Origin of the sequence: Algirhabdus cladophorae (assembly GCF_044772865.1) — a bacterium.
Classification (GTDB): Bacteria; Pseudomonadota; Alphaproteobacteria; order Rhodobacterales; family Rhodobacteraceae; genus Algirhabdus; species Algirhabdus cladophorae.
This window is the reverse complement of sequence record NZ_CP173029.1, coordinates 2,559,697-2,575,054: the sequence shown is the minus strand read 5'-3', so window position 1 is coordinate 2,575,054 and position 15,358 is coordinate 2,559,697. Positions and strand designations below refer to the sequence as shown.

The 15,358-nt window shown below is 54.2% G+C and carries 15 protein-coding genes; 12 read left to right on the top strand and 3 right to left on the bottom strand.

Annotated elements, in window-relative coordinates:
* Positions 1 to 54: 54 nt before the first annotated feature.
* The gene (locus ACIRQ6_RS12345) at positions 55 to 1,359 is read right to left on the bottom strand and encodes a M10 family metallopeptidase C-terminal domain-containing protein (RefSeq protein ID WP_420860905.1); all 1,305 of its coding nucleotides are present in this window, start codon (positions 1,357 to 1,359) and stop codon (positions 55 to 57) included.
* Positions 1,360 to 1,509: 150 nt separating this feature from the next.
* On the opposite strand from ACIRQ6_RS12345, the gene ACIRQ6_RS12340 reads away from it, so the two are divergent.
* The 7 genes from ACIRQ6_RS12340 to ACIRQ6_RS12310 all read left to right on the top strand — a co-directional run bounded on the left by ACIRQ6_RS12340 (position 1,510) and on the right by ACIRQ6_RS12310 (position 8,421).
* Positions 1,510 to 3,042, top strand: a complete 1,533-nt coding sequence (locus tag ACIRQ6_RS12340) for an acyl-CoA carboxylase subunit beta (protein ID WP_420860904.1) — start codon at positions 1,510 to 1,512, stop codon at positions 3,040 to 3,042.
* A 64-nt stretch (positions 3,043 to 3,106) separates the two neighbouring features.
* Positions 3,107 to 3,490, top strand: coding sequence for a DUF6497 family protein (locus ACIRQ6_RS12335; RefSeq protein ID WP_420860903.1), 384 nt, complete (start codon positions 3,107 to 3,109; stop codon positions 3,488 to 3,490).
* 211 nt (positions 3,491 to 3,701) lie between these two features.
* Entirely contained in the window at positions 3,702 to 3,851 is a 150-nt protein-coding gene (locus ACIRQ6_RS12330; RefSeq protein WP_420860902.1) for a hypothetical protein, read from the top strand.
* A 72-nt stretch (positions 3,852 to 3,923) separates the two neighbouring features.
* Positions 3,924 to 4,280, top strand: coding sequence for a hypothetical protein (locus ACIRQ6_RS12325; protein WP_420860901.1), 357 nt, complete (start codon positions 3,924 to 3,926; stop codon positions 4,278 to 4,280).
* A 211-nt stretch (positions 4,281 to 4,491) separates the two neighbouring features.
* Positions 4,492 to 4,728 carry a hypothetical protein gene (locus tag ACIRQ6_RS12320; protein ID WP_420860900.1) on the top strand — a complete coding sequence of 79 codons (237 nt, stop codon included), beginning with the start codon at positions 4,492 to 4,494 and terminating at the stop codon, positions 4,726 to 4,728.
* 159 nt (positions 4,729 to 4,887) lie between these two features.
* The gene (locus tag ACIRQ6_RS12315) at positions 4,888 to 6,891 is read left to right on the top strand and encodes an acetyl-CoA carboxylase biotin carboxylase subunit (protein WP_420860899.1); all 2,004 of its coding nucleotides are present in this window, start codon (positions 4,888 to 4,890) and stop codon (positions 6,889 to 6,891) included.
* Between the two features lie 3 nt (positions 6,892 to 6,894).
* The gene (locus ACIRQ6_RS12310) at positions 6,895 to 8,421 is read left to right on the top strand and encodes a hypothetical protein (protein WP_420860898.1); all 1,527 of its coding nucleotides are present in this window, start codon (positions 6,895 to 6,897) and stop codon (positions 8,419 to 8,421) included.
* Position 8,422: 1 nt separating this feature from the next.
* Here ACIRQ6_RS12310 and ACIRQ6_RS12305 read toward each other — a convergent pair whose 3' ends face one another.
* A complete protein-coding gene (locus tag ACIRQ6_RS12305; protein WP_420860897.1) occupies positions 8,423 to 8,896 on the bottom strand; it encodes a DUF4174 domain-containing protein in 474 nt (157 codons plus the stop codon).
* Positions 8,897 to 9,074: 178 nt separating this feature from the next.
* Here ACIRQ6_RS12305 and ACIRQ6_RS12300 point away from each other — a divergent pair, with 178 nt between their 5' ends.
* Both ACIRQ6_RS12300 and scpA read left to right on the top strand, forming a co-directional pair.
* Positions 9,075 to 9,989 (top strand): hypothetical protein, encoded by a 915-nt coding sequence (locus tag ACIRQ6_RS12300; protein ID WP_420860896.1) that lies wholly within the window; start codon positions 9,075 to 9,077, stop codon positions 9,987 to 9,989.
* Positions 9,961 to 12,093 (top strand): methylmalonyl-CoA mutase, encoded by a 2,133-nt coding sequence (gene scpA / locus ACIRQ6_RS12295; protein ID WP_420860895.1) that lies wholly within the window; start codon positions 9,961 to 9,963, stop codon positions 12,091 to 12,093. The genes ACIRQ6_RS12300 and scpA overlap by 29 nt, the downstream gene beginning before the upstream one ends.
* 75 nt (positions 12,094 to 12,168) lie before the next feature.
* On the opposite strand, the gene nhaA is transcribed toward scpA, so the two are convergent.
* A complete protein-coding gene (gene nhaA / locus ACIRQ6_RS12290) occupies positions 12,169 to 13,365 on the bottom strand; it encodes a Na+/H+ antiporter NhaA (protein ID WP_420860894.1) in 1,197 nt (398 codons plus the stop codon).
* Positions 13,366 to 13,510: 145 nt separating this feature from the next.
* Here nhaA and ACIRQ6_RS12285 point away from each other — a divergent pair, with 145 nt between their 5' ends.
* From ACIRQ6_RS12285 to ACIRQ6_RS12275, 3 genes are all read left to right on the top strand, one after another.
* Positions 13,511 to 14,125 carry a VOC family protein gene (locus ACIRQ6_RS12285; RefSeq protein WP_420860893.1) on the top strand — a complete coding sequence of 205 codons (615 nt, stop codon included), beginning with the start codon at positions 13,511 to 13,513 and terminating at the stop codon, positions 14,123 to 14,125.
* Complete coding sequence (locus ACIRQ6_RS12280; protein WP_420860892.1) at positions 14,122 to 14,610, top strand: GNAT family N-acetyltransferase; 489 nt, start codon at positions 14,122 to 14,124, stop codon at positions 14,608 to 14,610. The genes ACIRQ6_RS12285 and ACIRQ6_RS12280 overlap by 4 nt, the downstream gene beginning before the upstream one ends.
* Positions 14,611 to 14,673: 63 nt before the next feature.
* The gene (locus tag ACIRQ6_RS12275) at positions 14,674 to 15,357 is read left to right on the top strand and encodes a TerB family tellurite resistance protein (protein WP_420860891.1); all 684 of its coding nucleotides are present in this window, start codon (positions 14,674 to 14,676) and stop codon (positions 15,355 to 15,357) included.
* Position 15,358 lies beyond the last annotated feature (1 nt).

Below are 15,358 nucleotides of genomic sequence, written 5' to 3'. Positions count from 1 at the left end.
CCCCATACCTAGGCTGTTGGGTTGGGGTCGCCAAGGGGATGCGCAGGATCTGCGTTAAATCAAAGTAATGTCGTCGCTGAGGGCGTCCCAGGTGATGTCCTTTAGGGTCACACGATCATTGCCGCCAAAATCCAAAACCAAGTTGCCGTCAATACGATCTGCAACCGCTTCGACTTGGGCGAGTGTCGTGATGCCGTCGATGCCCAGCTTTAGGGTGTCGATATCGTCCTCAAAGTCTTGGATCGTATCCCGGCCATGACCCGATTTGAAGACAAACACATCTTCAAGGGCACCCCCTGTCAGCCGATCGTCGCCAATGCCGCCTTCCAGCAGGTCGCGGCCGTTCCCACCTTTAAGAACATCGCGTCCATTACCGCCTTTGAGGGTATCATTGCCGCGCTCGCCAAGCAGTTTGTCAGCGTCTTTGCCGCCCTTGATGATGTCGCGTCCTTTGTCGCCAGAAATCAGGTCTTTGCCCGCGTTACCGGTCAATTCATTTGCCGCTGTGTTGCCCGTCAGCGTGTCATCCGCCGCACCACCAATAGCGTTTTCGATAACGACGCCGTAGCCAATACTGACGTCATCGACCCGCTGAAAACTCGAAAAACTGCCCTCGTTCAGGTTCAAAACAACGGCGCTGCTCTGGGCGCTGGCATCAAAGGTATCGATGCCGCCCGTATCCCAGATGCTGTCGACCGTGGGGTTGCGGGCTTGCGTGTAGGTTGTATCAGAAATGTTCGTCGTCATATTTGCACCCCAACGATCCTGCAACGACAGCAGATCATAAAGTTGCAAAGCGTCGCTATCGACCCCGTTGTCGGGGTTCACGTCATAGCTCATCACTGTGTACTTATTGGAATCGAAGGCGTCTGGCAGCACATCTGTCCCTGAAAACGGATGTTTGTTGGCCAAGGTATGACCCAATTCGTGCAAAATCAGGCTAATGCGCGAGGTCAGGTCCAGAGTGTTCTTGAAGACGGTAAAGCCGTCAAATGAAACCAGATGACCCGACGACGTAGCAGAATAGGAATATCCGCCGACCCCACTGGTGAAATTGTCCAGATCGACTTTGCCTGCGTTGATATCGGGTTCAGACCCGTGCAAGGCGGCGTTGTATTCAACGAACTGCACGTTGATTATGGTCTCGATGTGATCCAGTGCGGCGCGATAGGTGGCCTTTTCCGCGGCAGAGTAGGGTGTCCAACCCGTGTAATTGTCCCACACATGGTCATCGGGCTGGGTGCTGCCTGCAAATTCATAAGTAAGGACATAAGCGGGATCATTCGAAGTGTTGATCGGGCCGTTAAGCAACGTCAGGTCAAATTGCAAGGCGTCTAGAATTTCTTGCTCTGTGGGCATGTTCACCATCCTCAGTAAACCTTAGAAATATTTGCAGATTTGCAAATAAACAAATATGTTTCGTCGTGAATTTGCAAATATGCGTAAATCCGCTTTTCCCGCAGGTTGCAAACGCCTATGACTCACTTGATACCAAGGGAGATCGCGGAAATGAAAGACATTCTGACCGAATTGGAAAGACGACGCGATACCGCGCGTTTGGGTGGCGGACAGAGGCGGATTGATGCCCAGCATAGCAAGGGCAAACTGACCGCGCGCGAACGCATCGAAGTGCTGCTTGATGAAGACAGCTTTGAAGAATTTGATATGTTTGTGGCCCACCGTTGCACCGAGTTCGGGATGCAGGACGACCGTCCTGCGGGGGATGGCGTGATCACTGGTTGGGGCACGATCAATGGCCGCATGGTCTATGTCTTTTCGCAGGATTTTACTGTCTTTGGCGGCTCGCTGTCAGAAACCCACGCCCAGAAGATCTGCAAGATCCAAGATATGGCCGTGCAAAACGGCGCACCGATCATTGGGATCAACGATTCAGGTGGTGCCCGTATTCAAGAAGGCGTTGCCTCGCTGGCCGGTTATGCCGAGGTGTTTCAGCGCAATATCATGGCCTCGGGCGTGGTGCCGCAGATCAGTTTGATCATGGGGCCATGTGCTGGTGGGGCGGTGTATAGCCCTGCGATGACTGACTTTATCTTCATGGTCAAAGACACTTCCTATATGTTTGTTACAGGCCCAGATGTGGTCAAAACAGTCACGAACGAAGTTGTCACCGCCGAGGAACTTGGTGGGGCCAGCACCCATACCAAAAAATCCTCGGTGGCCGATGGGGCGTTTGAAAACGACGTTGAGGCCTTGGCAGAAGTACGTCGTTTGGTAGACTTCCTGCCGCTGAACAATCGTGAAAAACCACCCAGCCGTCCGTTCTTTGATGATCCGGCGCGGATTGAAACTAGCTTGGATACATTGATCCCGGATAATCCAAACAGTCCTTATGATATGAAGGAACTGATTGGGAAACTGGCTGATGAAGGCGATTTCTTTGAGATCCAAGAGGATTTTGCGAAAAACATCCTTACCGGTTTTATCCGCCTTGAAGGCACCACTGTGGGGGTTGTGGCCAACCAACCCATGGTTCTGGCAGGCTGTCTGGATATTGACAGTTCTCGCAAGGCTTCAAGGTTTGTCCGCTTCTGCGATGCGTTTGAGATCCCAATCCTGACATTGGTCGATGTACCTGGCTTTTTGCCAGGAACGAGCCAGGAATACGGCGGCGTGATCAAACATGGGGCGAAATTGCTCTTTGCTTATGGCGAGGCCACGGTGCCGAAAGTCACAGTGATCACCCGCAAGGCCTATGGCGGTGCCTATGACGTGATGGCCTCCAAACATTTGCGTGGCGATTTCAACTATGCATGGCCCACAGCCGAAATTGCTGTGATGGGCGCCAAGGGCGCGACCGAGATTTTGTATCGCTCTGAACTTGGCGATCCAGAGAAAATAGCGCAACGTACTGCGGATTACGAAGACCGGTTTGCGAACCCGTTTGTGGCTGCTGAAAAGGGCTTTATTGACGAAGTGATAATGCCGCAATCGACACGGCGTCGCGTATGCCGCGCCTTTGCATCGTTGCGCGGCAAGCAATTGCAGAACCCGTGGAAGAAACACGACAACATTCCACTTTAGACAAAGGGTGGTGCAAGGGCTGGCTGCCCGTACACCCCCGCGGATACTTGGACAACGAACAACGATGATCCGGATCGGAACAGTTTTGGCCCTGAGTTTTGGGATCGCAAGCCCGCTGGCTGCGATGGATCTTGCTGTGCCGTCTGGCCAAAACCTTGAATTTGTCGACCGAGTGGTTGAACCGGATGTGACGCGATTTCGGTTTCTGGCGCCTGAGATTGATCCGGTTAGTGGCGGCTTGGGATATGCAGATGTAGCCGAGGATTTTGGTATCTTGTGTCAGGGCGTGGCCTTGCCGGATGTCAGGGCGATGGATGAAATGCCAAAGCAGATTGTGATCTCGATGATGAGCGCGCAGACGCCGTTTGGCGAGGCCAATCCGCAAGTCACCCAGTTTTTTGAGGTGTTTTCAGTGCAAAACGATGCCTGCATCTGGGAGCAATTCTGATGGAACCACAACATGTTGCGGGGTCAGCCCCCCCTGAGCCAATGTTTGATGCAGCCATGACACAGATCGGCGGGTTTCCCCACCATAGATATCTTTTTACGCGGGCTTGCCGTAGGTTAACGGCAGGTTGCCCCAAGGCGACCCATACCTCAGACCCCATGTGTGAGCCAAGTTTGGCCTGCGCCGCTGGGACAAAAACTAGGAGAGACAGATGTCAAAGAACATCAAGACTGTGGCAGCTCTGGGCCTTATCGTTCTTATTGCCGCTTGTGCGCGCAGTGAGCCAGCTCAAGAAGAATTCGTTATTGTGGACCCGGAACCGATGTCCCAAGAACCAGCTTTCACAGGCAAATTCAAATAAGCTTGTGATGGGGCGGGCGCGATTAGCGCCCGTCCTGATCCCCCCTATGTTTTGTGCTGTAAAGGGGGCGCTATGATCAAACACCGTGGCTTTCCAGGCCGCCTTCCCGGCACAGATTTCCAATTTACAATTCGACGCGCGCACAAAGCCGGGGCTACACCTTTGGTTGAGCGAGAACGGTTTTCGGATCGCCGTCCTGCGGACCGCCGCGCGGATGAAGGGTTCATTCGCGCCATTTACGATTGCTTTGGTGATGCGCCTTTTGAGCGCGGAAATCTGGATGCTGGACGTCTGAGTTGGTTTTTAGGGCGTGAAATCATTACGTTGGACGATCCGTTTGATCCTGCGGATTACGAGGCGCTACTGCAACTTGATCTGCGCCGCGCCAAGGCAGCCTTTCCCGAGCTTTTTGCGGATGTATCAGCATGATTCCGCTTAGGGTTGTAAAAATCTGGCAGATTCTGGCCCAAATCGCATGCTCTATCGCAGCACTCTGTGCAGCCACCCTGATCTTGTGCAGGGTCAAACCTATGGCGGGTCTATCCCAAACACAGCCCGCCTTGGTTTGTAAAAACCATACCCTTCCCCAAACGTTTGGTCTGGCCTTTCCCAAGGTCAGACCAGCGAAGGAAGTTCGGGGGTGGCACACACACAAATGCTATGGAGCGCACCACACATGCAAATCCGGATCGGCACAATCCTCGCTATGGCAACGATCACCGTTATTGCCGCATGCGGGGACACGGAGGTCTCCCGAGGCCTTACCGGTGCTGCGGCCGGGGCTGTCGTTGCAGATGTTACTGACAACAATGTCGCCACTGGCGCACTTATTGGTGCGGCGGCAGGCGTCTTATCTGACGATTTCTTGCGACGCTAGCACTGCCATAGGCGTTTGGCCTACCACTCACACAACCCCGCTGCACCGGCGTCCCTCTGGGATGTCGGTGTTGGTGCGTTTAGGGGTCTCTTTTTCTAACTCTCCGCCAATATGGGGTTGCCGCAGGGCTGCGCCAATATCACTGAACTGAGGGGCACTATGTTCAAAAAAATCCTGATCGCCAACAGAGGCGAAATTGCATGCCGCGTGATCAAAACCGCCCGTGCCATGGGCATCAAAACTGTGGCGATTTATTCAGACGCGGATCGCAACGCCTTGCATGTGAAAATGGCGGATGAGGCGGTCCATATTGGACCCCCACCTGCGAACCAGTCCTACATTGTGATCGACAAAGTCATGGATGCGATCAAGCAAACCGGTGCCGAAGCGGTGCATCCTGGTTATGGGTTTTTGTCCGAGAACAAGCTTTTTGCAGAGGCTTTGGAAGCCGCCGGTGTGGTATTCATCGGCCCGCCCGCTGGAGCTATTGAAAGCATGGGCGACAAAATCACCTCCAAGAAAATCGCCCAAGAGGCCAATGTCAGTACTGTCCCGGGCTATATGGGGCTGATCGAAGATGCAGAAGAGGCCGTGCAAATCTCGAACAAAGTCGGTTATCCGGTAATGATCAAAGCCTCTGCTGGCGGCGGCGGCAAAGGTATGCGCATTGCGTGGAACGATCAAGAAGCGCGCGAGGGCTTTCAATCTTCAAAGAACGAGGCGGCCAATAGTTTTGGCGACGACCGGATTTTCATCGAGAAATTTGTCACCCAGCCGCGCCATATTGAAATTCAGGTGCTGGCCGATAGTCATGGAAACTGCATCTATTTGGGCGAGCGTGAATGTTCGATCCAGCGCCGCAACCAGAAAGTCATCGAAGAAGCACCAAGCCCGTTCTTGGACGAAGCCACCCGCAAAGCTATGGGCGAGCAATCCTGCGCCTTGGCCAAAGCCGTGGGCTATGCCTCGGCCGGGACTGTGGAGTTTATCGTCGATGGGGATCGCAATTTCTATTTCCTTGAAATGAACACACGATTGCAAGTGGAACATCCGGTGACAGAGTTGATCACAGGGGTTGATCTGGTCGAACAGATGATCCGTGTGGCCTACGGCGAAAAACTAACCATGACCCAAGACGATGTGACCCTCACCGGATGGGCGATGGAAAGCAGGCTTTATGCCGAAGACCCTTATCGTGGCTTCTTGCCCTCTATTGGTCGTCTCACACGTTATCGCCCCCCGGCTGAGGAAACCACAAGTCAGGGTGTCGTGCGCAATGACACGGGTGTTTACGAGGGCGGCGAGATCAGCATGTTCTATGATCCGATGATCGCCAAGCTGTGTACTTGGGGGCCGGATCGTGCAGCCGCGATCGAGAACATGCGCGTGGCCCTAGACAGTTTCGAGGTTGAAGGCATTGGGCATAACTTACCGTTTTGTGCCGCGGTTATGGATCACCCACGATTTGTCTCGGGCAATATAACGACGGCCTTTATCGAAGAGGAATACCCTGAAGGATTTGAGGGGGTTAGCCTTGCTGACGACGCACTTCGTGCGATTGCTGCTGCGGCTGCTGCTATGCACCGTGTGGCTGAAATCCGTCGCAGCCGTGTGTCGGGCCGCATGGACAATCATGAACGCAAGGTCGGCACGGATTGGGTCGTTTCGCTCCAAGGACAAGACTACCCTGTCAGCATCGCTGCTGATCGCGAGGGGGCCACTGTCAGCTTTGAGGATGGTTCGGCTCATAGAATTGCCAGCGACTGGACGCCCGGTGATCAATTGGCCACCGTCAGCGTGGACGGTGCAAAACTGGTGTTGAAAGTCGGCAAAATTAGCGGTGGGTTTCGCATTCGATCCCGTGGCGCTGACCTCAAAGTCCATGTGCGCAGCCCGCGACAGGCCGAATTGGCCCAGTTGATGCCGGAAAAAGTGGCGCCTGATACGTCCAAGTTGCTGTTGTGTCCAATGCCCGGCTTGATCGTCAAAGTGGATGTGTCCGTCGGCGACGAAGTTCAAGAAGGTCAGGCGCTGTGCACGGTCGAGGCGATGAAGATGGAAAATATCCTGCGTGCGGAACGCAAAGGCGTCGTGGCAAAGATCAACGCCTCAGCGGGCGATAGCCTTGCTGTGGATGAAATCATCATGGAGTTCGAAGGCTAAAAAATGCGTCTGCCTGCGTTAACAATTCTATCCGCTTTGGGGTGGTTTGGCTTGATCCAAGCCATCGCAATTGCCTTGACCCGTGGGTATTTTGAATACCCGCTGGACGACGTCTATATCCATTTGGCAATGGCTGAACAGATCTGGGCGGGCGGCTACGGCGTTAACCCGGGTGAATATGCCTCTGCTGCGTCTTCGCCGCTTTACCCTTTATTATTATTGATAGAGCCGGGCACAGAAATCCAAAGATTGCTGCCCCTTTTGTGGAACACCGTGGGGTTGGTTGCTGCGGCGTGGATCTGGGGGCACCTGATGCTGCGCGCGGGCCTTGAGGGGCGTTGGGCCGTTGCCCTGGCTATTTTGGCGCCGCTCTTTATGAATTTTGCGGGTGTGGCTTTTGTCGGGATGGAACATGCCTTGCATCTGGCCGCATCCCTTGCCGTTTTGCTGGGCGGGGTGATCCTGATTGAAGATAAACGCGTCAGCTGGATCTTGGTTCTGGGCATTATCTTGTGTCCGATTTTACGGTTTGAAGGGCTTGCTTTGGCCCTTGTTGGTGTAGGGCTTGTCGCTGTTTCTGGCCGCCTTGTTGTGGCAACGGGTCTGTTGGTTCTGGCTGTCGTACCGTTGGTTGGATTTGGCTGGTACCTGACGACGTTGGGCTTGGATCCGTTTCCAAACTCGATCCAAGCAAAACTGGAAACAAACGAATTTGTCGAGGACAGCCGGTTGATCAAAACCCTGTCTGCGATCCTCACCAATTTGCAATATTGGGGCGGGGTCAGCCTGCTGATCGGGACCTTTGGCCTGTTCATCAGCACGCGGATTGCCAAGTGGTCTGCGATCAAACCCTATAGCCTACTTTTGCTTGGGGTCGGGCTTGCTACGCTGGCGCATTTGGCACTGGGCCGGATCGGCTGGATGCACCGGTACGAGATCTATATCTATGCGACCTTGACCGGCGCCTTGATGCTGGCACTGGCTAAATGGAACAAAGCCAAAGCCGCCGGTGTGACCCTTGTTTGGGTGCTGGGAAGCGGCGCGTTTTATGTCCAAGAACTGCTGTGGGAGAACACCTCGGGCCCGCGCACCATTTACCTTCAACAGCATCAAATGGCGCGTTTTGCTCAGGATTTTGCCAAAACCAAAGTCGCTGTTAACGATTTGGGCTGGGTCGCGTGGAGCAATCCCAATTACGTTTTGGACCTTTGGGGGCTGGCCAACAACGAAGCCCGCGCTGCCCGCATTTTCGATCCGGTTGACGGATGGGCAGGGATTTTGACCAAGGCCGAGGATGTGCCGTTGATCATGGTCTATAACCACTGGATTGACGAGGGGCTTAGCGACGATTGGGTGCCCTTAGGCGGGCTGGTTCTCAAGGAATATGCAGCCTTCATTGGCAGCCCCGTGGTCCATTTCTATGCCTCAGATCCCAAATACGTAGCACAGTTGAACGAGGCACTGGCGGAATGGGCTGTGACCTTGCCAGTTGGGGCGGAATGGGTGTTCGAAAAGGACAAGCAAGGGTGAGCTATTCAGCGATCACACCTTGCTTTTCATCGCGGATCTCTTGCTGGCGCATGGGCATTTTGTCGATGGATCTGCTGAACTCACGCACATCCCATGGGAAGGGTTTGCGCAGTTTCACGCCGCCATCTTTACCGATTAAAGCCACCATAAACCCCCGCGGACGCAAGCTAAGACGCAGTGCGCTCCCGGCCGCAGGATCGGTGTCTGTCACCAGAACCACATCGCGTTCTTCAAGGGCTGGCAAACGGGCCAACAACAGTTCCATCTGGGTCTGGAACCGTGGATCATTCTCGGAATCTGCAAAGACAACAATAGGGCGTGCCACCCATAAAAAGGGATCCAGCGCGCCAATTTCTTCGCTGCTAAATACCTGTGTTGGCATAGCGCGCCAGGCCTCCAGTGGATCGTCCAGCCCTGTAGCCCAAACCGGCCAAGCCACCAATGCGCCTGCCAATGTTGCCGTGAATTTGTTCATGAGATCTCCTTCTAAAACAGATATAGGGCGTGCGTTTGCGAATACGAATAGCTTGCATTCAACTTATTTTGCGAGGGTAGGTGTTAACGAAATCGTTAACAGTCTTGGTGTAGGGTCATTCATGGTGCGGGGTGCACTTCTTGGCGTCACAACCAAGACAACCGGTCGGGACGGACTTATGAAAATTACCCTCAATCTTGGGGCCCATTATTCGGGCACCGAGGCGCTGACACTTGCTTGCACGGAAAATCCACAGATATTTGGTCACGAAAAAGTATCCATTTGGGGACGCCAAGATCCGCGTGTCGCCATGTTGATGAAGCTGGCCCGGGACCCGGGCTCTATAGCTGGTGCTGATCAGGCGCTGTCGCAACGGGCGCTTAATCTGCTAAAAATCCATGTCGAAGACGAAGTCAAAGCAGGCGCAGATAGGATCATTATTGATGCGGTCAATCTGTTGGGTACCCGTCAGGACAATTTGCGGATGCGCAAACTATATCGCAAGGCCACCGAACGGCTTGATCGTGTCTTACCCGCCTTTGCCGATCATGATTTGCAACTGTGCCTGATCCCACGTGCCTATGATGCTTATTGGTCCATCACGCTTTTCGAGGCAGTGTCCCATGGTGTGGCCCAGCCCGATGATGCAGTTTTGGATTATCTGGTGACCCAGCCGACCCGCTGGCGGCACCTGGTCGAGGCCCTGATCGACACCGCGCCCAAAGCCCGGATGGATATCATCAGTTTTGAGGCATTTGGCAACCGCCCGCAGGACGCTTTGGGCTGTCTGTTCAATGCGGCGGGCAGACCGGTGGAACTGAACAGCTATAGCGCTGAACTGGCCGAAAAAATGCGGGTCGATCCGGTTTGGAACACCTTTGAAGCCCACCAGTTGGACGCTTTGCGGGCCCAATATAGAGAAGATGTAGAATGGTTTGAGGCGCAAAACCGCCCAATGTTAAACTATCACAGACCCCAACGAACAGAACAAAAACTGACCACCGTGACGGGCAATCAGACGGTCATAAGGCCGCGTCGGGTGACCTTAGAAAGAGGAAATGACGATGAGTACCAAAAAAGAGCAATGGGATAATCTTGCCGCCAAAGAACTGCGTGGCAAACCTGTTGAGGGTCTGACGTGGCAAACACCCGAGGGTATTCCTGTCAAACCGGTCTATGATGCCGGTGACCTTGATAATTTGGGCCATCTTGGTGGCATGCCAGGCGTCGCCCCTTTCACCCGTGGTCCACGGGCCACCATGTACACAGGCCGTCCTTGGACCATCCGACAATACGCGGGCTTTTCCACTGCTGAGGAAAGCAATGCCTTTTACCGCAAAGGCTTAGCTGCCGGTCAACAAGGTGTGTCAGTCGCCTTTGATCTGGCGACCCACCGCGGCTACGACAGCGATCACGAACGCGTCGAAGGCGATGTAGGCAAGGCAGGTGTGGCCATTGACAGCGTCGAGGATATGAAGATCCTCTTTGATGGTATCCCGTTGGATCAGATCAGTGTCTCGATGACAATGAACGGTGCCGTTATCCCGGTTTTGGCCAGTTTTATCGTCGCTGGCGAAGAGCAGGGCCATGATCGAAGCGTACTCTCTGGCACCATTCAAAACGACATTCTCAAAGAGTTTATGGTGCGCAACACCTACATTTATCCGCCCGAGCCTTCGATGCGGATCGTGGCGGATATTATTGAATATACTTCTACGGATATGCCGAAATTCAACTCAATCTCGATCTCGGGCTACCACATGCAAGAGGCCGGTGCGAATTTGGTGCAGGAATTAGCCTTCACCCTTGCGGATGGGCGCGAATATGTGCGCACGGCGATTGCCAAGGGCATGGATGTTGATGCCTTTGCAGGGCGCCTGTCGTTCTTTTTCGCCATCGGTATGAACTTCTTTATGGAGGCTGCGAAACTACGGGCGGCGCGGTTTTTATGGGCCAAAATCATGGAAGAGTTCGAACCAAAGAAAGCAGGCTCAAGCATGTTGCGGACCCATTGCCAAACGTCTGGCGTGTCGCTGCAAGAACAAGACCCTTACAACAACATTGTTCGCACGGCTTATGAGGCGATGTCTGCGGTGCTGGGCGGGACGCAATCGCTGCACACCAACAGCTTTGACGAGGCGATTGCCCTGCCAACGGAATTCAGTGCTCGGATTGCCCGCAACACCCAGCTGATTTTGCAAAACGAGACTGGCGTGACCAATGTCGTAGATCCATTGGCGGGCTCGTATTACGTAGAAAAGCTGACATCGGATTTGATCGACGAGGCCTGGAAACTGATCGAAGAGGTCGATGAGATGGGCGGCATGACCAAAGCTGTTGCATCGGGTATGCCAAAGCTGCGGATCGAGGAAGCCGCTGCGCGCAGACAAGCAGCCGTGGACCGCGGTGATGATGTGATCGTCGGCGTGAACAAGTTCCGGTTGGAAAAAGAGGACGAGTTGGACATCCGCGACATCGACAATGCAGAGGTGCGTGTCTCGCAAATCAAACGTCTGGAGCAGATCAAATCCACGCGTGACCAAGCCGCCGTTGATACAGCTTTGGACGCTATGAGAGGGGCCGCCAGCAGTGGCGAGGGCAATCTACTGGCCTTGGCCGTTGAGGCCGCCCGCGCCCGTGCCACAGTCGGCGAGATAAGCATGGCGATGGAAGACAGCTTTGGGCGTCATCGCGCCGAGGTCAAAACACTCGCTGGCGTTTATGGTGCAGCTTATGAAGGCGATGCAGGCTTTGCGGCCATTCAAAAGTCCGTCGAAGCTTTCGCCGAGGCTGAGGGCCGCAGACCGCGTATGTTGGTGGTCAAGATGGGGCAGGACGGCCATGATCGCGGGGCCAAGGTCATCGCCACAGCTTTTGCGGATATCGGTTTTGATGTGGACGTAGGGCCATTGTTCCAAACCCCCGAGGAAGCGGCCCAAGATGCAGTGGACAACGATGTGCATGTGGTTGGGATTTCGAGCCAGGCAGCAGGCCATAAAACACTTGCGCCCAAACTGGTCGAGGCCCTCAAGGCTGCCGGGGCCGAGGATATTATTGTTATCTGTGGCGGTGTGATCCCGCAGCAAGACTATCAATATCTTTATGATGCTGGTGTGAAAGCTATCTTCGGGCCAGGGACCAATATCCCCGAAGCCGCAAAAGATATCTTGGATATCATTCAAGACGTTCGAAGCTGAGATAGACTTTTATCAATACTCAAAAAGGGCCCCCATCATAGGATAGGGGCCCTTTTCATTTAAGTGTTCGTATTGCTATTCGGCCGCCGCCGGTTGTCCGTCTTCTTGGCCTTGGCGGTTGCTGGCAATCATAAGTGCCGAATATCCCAGCACACCAGAGATGATCGAACCAGACAGAACCCCGATACGGACTTGGTTCATCAAAGCGGCATCATCAAAGCTGAGCGATCCGATAAACAGCGACATTGTAAAGCCGATCCCGGCCAAACAGGCGATGCCATAAATATGCAGCCAGTTGGCCCCATACGGCAGACGCGCCATGCCCATCTTGACCATGGCAAAGCTCACCCCGAATACACCGATCTGTTTGCCGATGATCAGGCCCAACGCAATACCCAATGGAAGGGGTGCCAGAAGGTCGCCAACCGACATACCTGTTAAGACCACACCCGCGTTGGCAAAGGCAAATATTGGCACGATCAGGTACAGCACATAGGGAGCCAAGCCATGCTCAAGGCTATGCAACGGGCTTTTGCCCCACTTGTCTGTTAGCGGAATGAAGAAGGCCGCGACAACGCCTGCGAGTGTTGCATGGACGCCGGATTTCAGCACCAAAACCCACATAATAACTGTTAGCAAAATCGCCGGGGCCAACCTGTGCGCGCCGCGATAATTCAAGTATGCAAGGCCTGCCAAGGGCACAAGGGCGTAAAGCAGATAGTTCGCTTTGAGTTCGGCGGTGTAGAACAGGGCGATGATAACAATCGCACCCATGTCGTCCAAAATCGCCAGCGTCAGCAAAAACACCTTCAACGATACCGGGGCGCGGGTTCCCACAAGGGCCAAAATCCCCAAGGCAAACGCAATATCTGTAGCGGCTGGGATGGCCCAGCCTTGGATCGTGGCGTCATTACCCCAGTTGAAGTAGACAAAGACCAGCGCAGGAATAGCCATCCCGCCAACAGCCGCCATGCCGGGCAAAACGATGTCGCGTGGGTTCTTTAGCTTCCCTTCTAGGACCTCGCGTTTGAGTTCCAACCCGATCAGGAAAAAGAAGATCGCCATCAGCCCATCATTGATCCACAAGATCAGAGGTTTGGACAAACCATCGCCACCGATAGTAACAGACAGTTTTGTATTGAGGACGGCATCGTAATAGGGCGCCAAGGCCGAGTTGGCGACAAGCATTGCTGCAACGGCAGAAAACATCAACAAGATGCCCCCTGCAGCGTCGCTTGAGAAAAACTTGTCCAAAGCTCGTTGGAAGGGCATGGTCTCTCCGTTGGGTAAGGGGTTATGACTTATCCGGGATAAATGGTGCGAATACTGCCTTTTTCAACGGCTAAGGCGCAAAAACAGGCAATAAATCGACAAAAATAGTCGAATATAGCTAACCTAAGGTAAACAGGAGGCCAATTTGATCAAATTTGACCACTTCGCGGTGTCTGGTGAGGATCTGGGATCCGCCATAGCTTGGGTCGAGGAAACGCTGGGTGTCGCATTGCAACCGGGCGGTAAGCATCCACATTTTGGCACGCACAATCAGTTGTTGGGCTTGGGGCCGTTTTATCTTGAGGCCATTGCGATTGATCCGTCCGCGCCTGCACCCGATGTGCCGCGTTGGTTTAATCTGGACAATTTTCGCGGCGCCCCAAGGATCACCAATTGGATTTGTGCCGCCGATGATCTGGACCTTGTACAAAAAACCTGCCCGATTGAACTGGGGGATGTTCTGGATCTGCGCCGCGATGATTTGCGTTGGCGCTTTACCAACCCGCCTTCGGGCAAACCGGCCTATGACGGGGCGGTACCCGCAGTGATCGACTGGCTGGACACCCCGCACCCCAGCACGCGCTTGAACGATGTGGGCTGTCGTTTGCGCCGTTTTGTCATCCAACATCCGCAAGCGGATCAAATCGCAGAATTTTTCGTGCCGCATCTGGACCTGGACTGGCTGGTTATTGAAACTGGTGTCGAACTGTCCTTTATGGCGCAGATCGACACACCACACGGACTGCGGACGCTACAATGAAGATCCGGGATGCAAATGAAAACGATGCCGCAGCGATTGCGCAGATTTGGAACCCCGTGATCGAAAACACGGCGGCAACTTTCACGACAGATCTCAAAACCGCTCAAGGCCTTGCTGCAGATTTCAAAGCCAAAGCCGCCGCTGGTCACGGGTTCTTTGTTGCACAAAAGGAGGGGGCCCTGATTGGTTTTGCCACTTATTTCCAATTCCGCGGTGGTCCGGGCTATAAACATACGCTGGAACACTCGGTTATTTTAGCGCCCGAGGCTAAGGGGCAAGGCACAGGACGCGCCTTGATGCAGCATTTGATCAGCCATGCCCGGGCGTCTGGGGGGCACACGCTTTTTGCTGGTGTGAGCAGTGAAAACCCTGCAGGCGTGGCCTTTCACGAGGCAATCGGATTTCAAAAAGTGGCGCAGTTGCCCCAAGTTGGTCGTAAGTTTGATCGCTGGATGGACCTGATCCTGCTGCAAAAAACCCTATAGTCTTGCACCGAAACTGCTGATTTTGGTCCTGACAACCGGGGGGCGACCCCATAGGATAGTGATATGTCGATTTGGACCCGAATTTTGGATGCTGTATCCGCCCTTGCCCAAGGTGAAAGCCTCAGCGAGGTTTTCGACCGGCTGCGCACGCCACCCGAACGCAGCGTGGCGTTTACCATCGCAGTCATTGGATTGGGGGCCAAAATGGCCAAAGCCGACGGCCACGTCAGCAAAGACGAGGTCACGGCCTTTCGCGAAGTCTTTACCATTGCAGAGGAAGACCAGCAAAACGCGGCGCGCCTGTTCAATCTGGCCCGTCAGGACATTGCGGGCTATGATGTTTATGCCACCCGGATCGCACGGATGTTTCGCAATCAGCCCGATGCCCTAGAGGACCTGTTGGAGGGTCTGTTTCACATCGCCATGGCCGACGGCCAATATCACCCCGGTGAGGACACGTTCCTAGAAGAAGTCGCGCGGATTTTTGGCCTGACCGACAGGTGTTTTGCCCGGTTGCGCGCCCGGTTTGTTCCGGATGCAGACCAAGACCCTTATGATGTGCTGGGCGTCAATCCCGAGGATGCTATTGCGGAAATTCGGGCTGTTTGGCGGCAATTGGTGCGTGACAGTCATCCTGATAGTTTAACGGCACGCGGCCTACCTGAAGAGGCCGTGAAACTGGCGGAAAAGCGTTTGGTCGTCATCAACAAAGCCTATGATGAGATCCAGATGCGACGGGCGGCTTAGG

Bases quoted from the DNA above. Each gene is read 5' to 3' on its own strand.
- ACIRQ6_RS12345 (WP_420860905.1), bottom strand. From the start codon at position 1,359: ATGCCCACAGAGCAAGAAATTCTAGACGCCTTGCAATTTGACCTGACG.
- ACIRQ6_RS12340 (WP_420860904.1), top strand. From the start codon at position 1,510: ATGAAAGACATTCTGACCGAATTGGAAAGACGACGCGATACCGCGCGT.
- ACIRQ6_RS12335 (WP_420860903.1), top strand. From the start codon at position 3,107: ATGATCCGGATCGGAACAGTTTTGGCCCTGAGTTTTGGGATCGCAAGC.
- ACIRQ6_RS12330 (WP_420860902.1), top strand. From the start codon at position 3,702: ATGTCAAAGAACATCAAGACTGTGGCAGCTCTGGGCCTTATCGTTCTT.
- ACIRQ6_RS12325 (WP_420860901.1), top strand. From the start codon at position 3,924: ATGATCAAACACCGTGGCTTTCCAGGCCGCCTTCCCGGCACAGATTTC.
- ACIRQ6_RS12315 (WP_420860899.1), top strand. From the start codon at position 4,888: ATGTTCAAAAAAATCCTGATCGCCAACAGAGGCGAAATTGCATGCCGC.
- ACIRQ6_RS12310 (WP_420860898.1), top strand. From the start codon at position 6,895: ATGCGTCTGCCTGCGTTAACAATTCTATCCGCTTTGGGGTGGTTTGGC.
- ACIRQ6_RS12305 (WP_420860897.1), bottom strand. From the start codon at position 8,896: ATGAACAAATTCACGGCAACATTGGCAGGCGCATTGGTGGCTTGGCCG.
- ACIRQ6_RS12300 (WP_420860896.1), top strand. From the start codon at position 9,075: ATGAAAATTACCCTCAATCTTGGGGCCCATTATTCGGGCACCGAGGCG.
- scpA (WP_420860895.1), top strand. From the start codon at position 9,961: ATGAGTACCAAAAAAGAGCAATGGGATAATCTTGCCGCCAAAGAACTG.
- nhaA (WP_420860894.1), bottom strand. From the start codon at position 13,365: ATGCCCTTCCAACGAGCTTTGGACAAGTTTTTCTCAAGCGACGCTGCA.
- ACIRQ6_RS12280 (WP_420860892.1), top strand. From the start codon at position 14,122: ATGAAGATCCGGGATGCAAATGAAAACGATGCCGCAGCGATTGCGCAG.
- ACIRQ6_RS12275 (WP_420860891.1), top strand. From the start codon at position 14,674: ATGTCGATTTGGACCCGAATTTTGGATGCTGTATCCGCCCTTGCCCAA.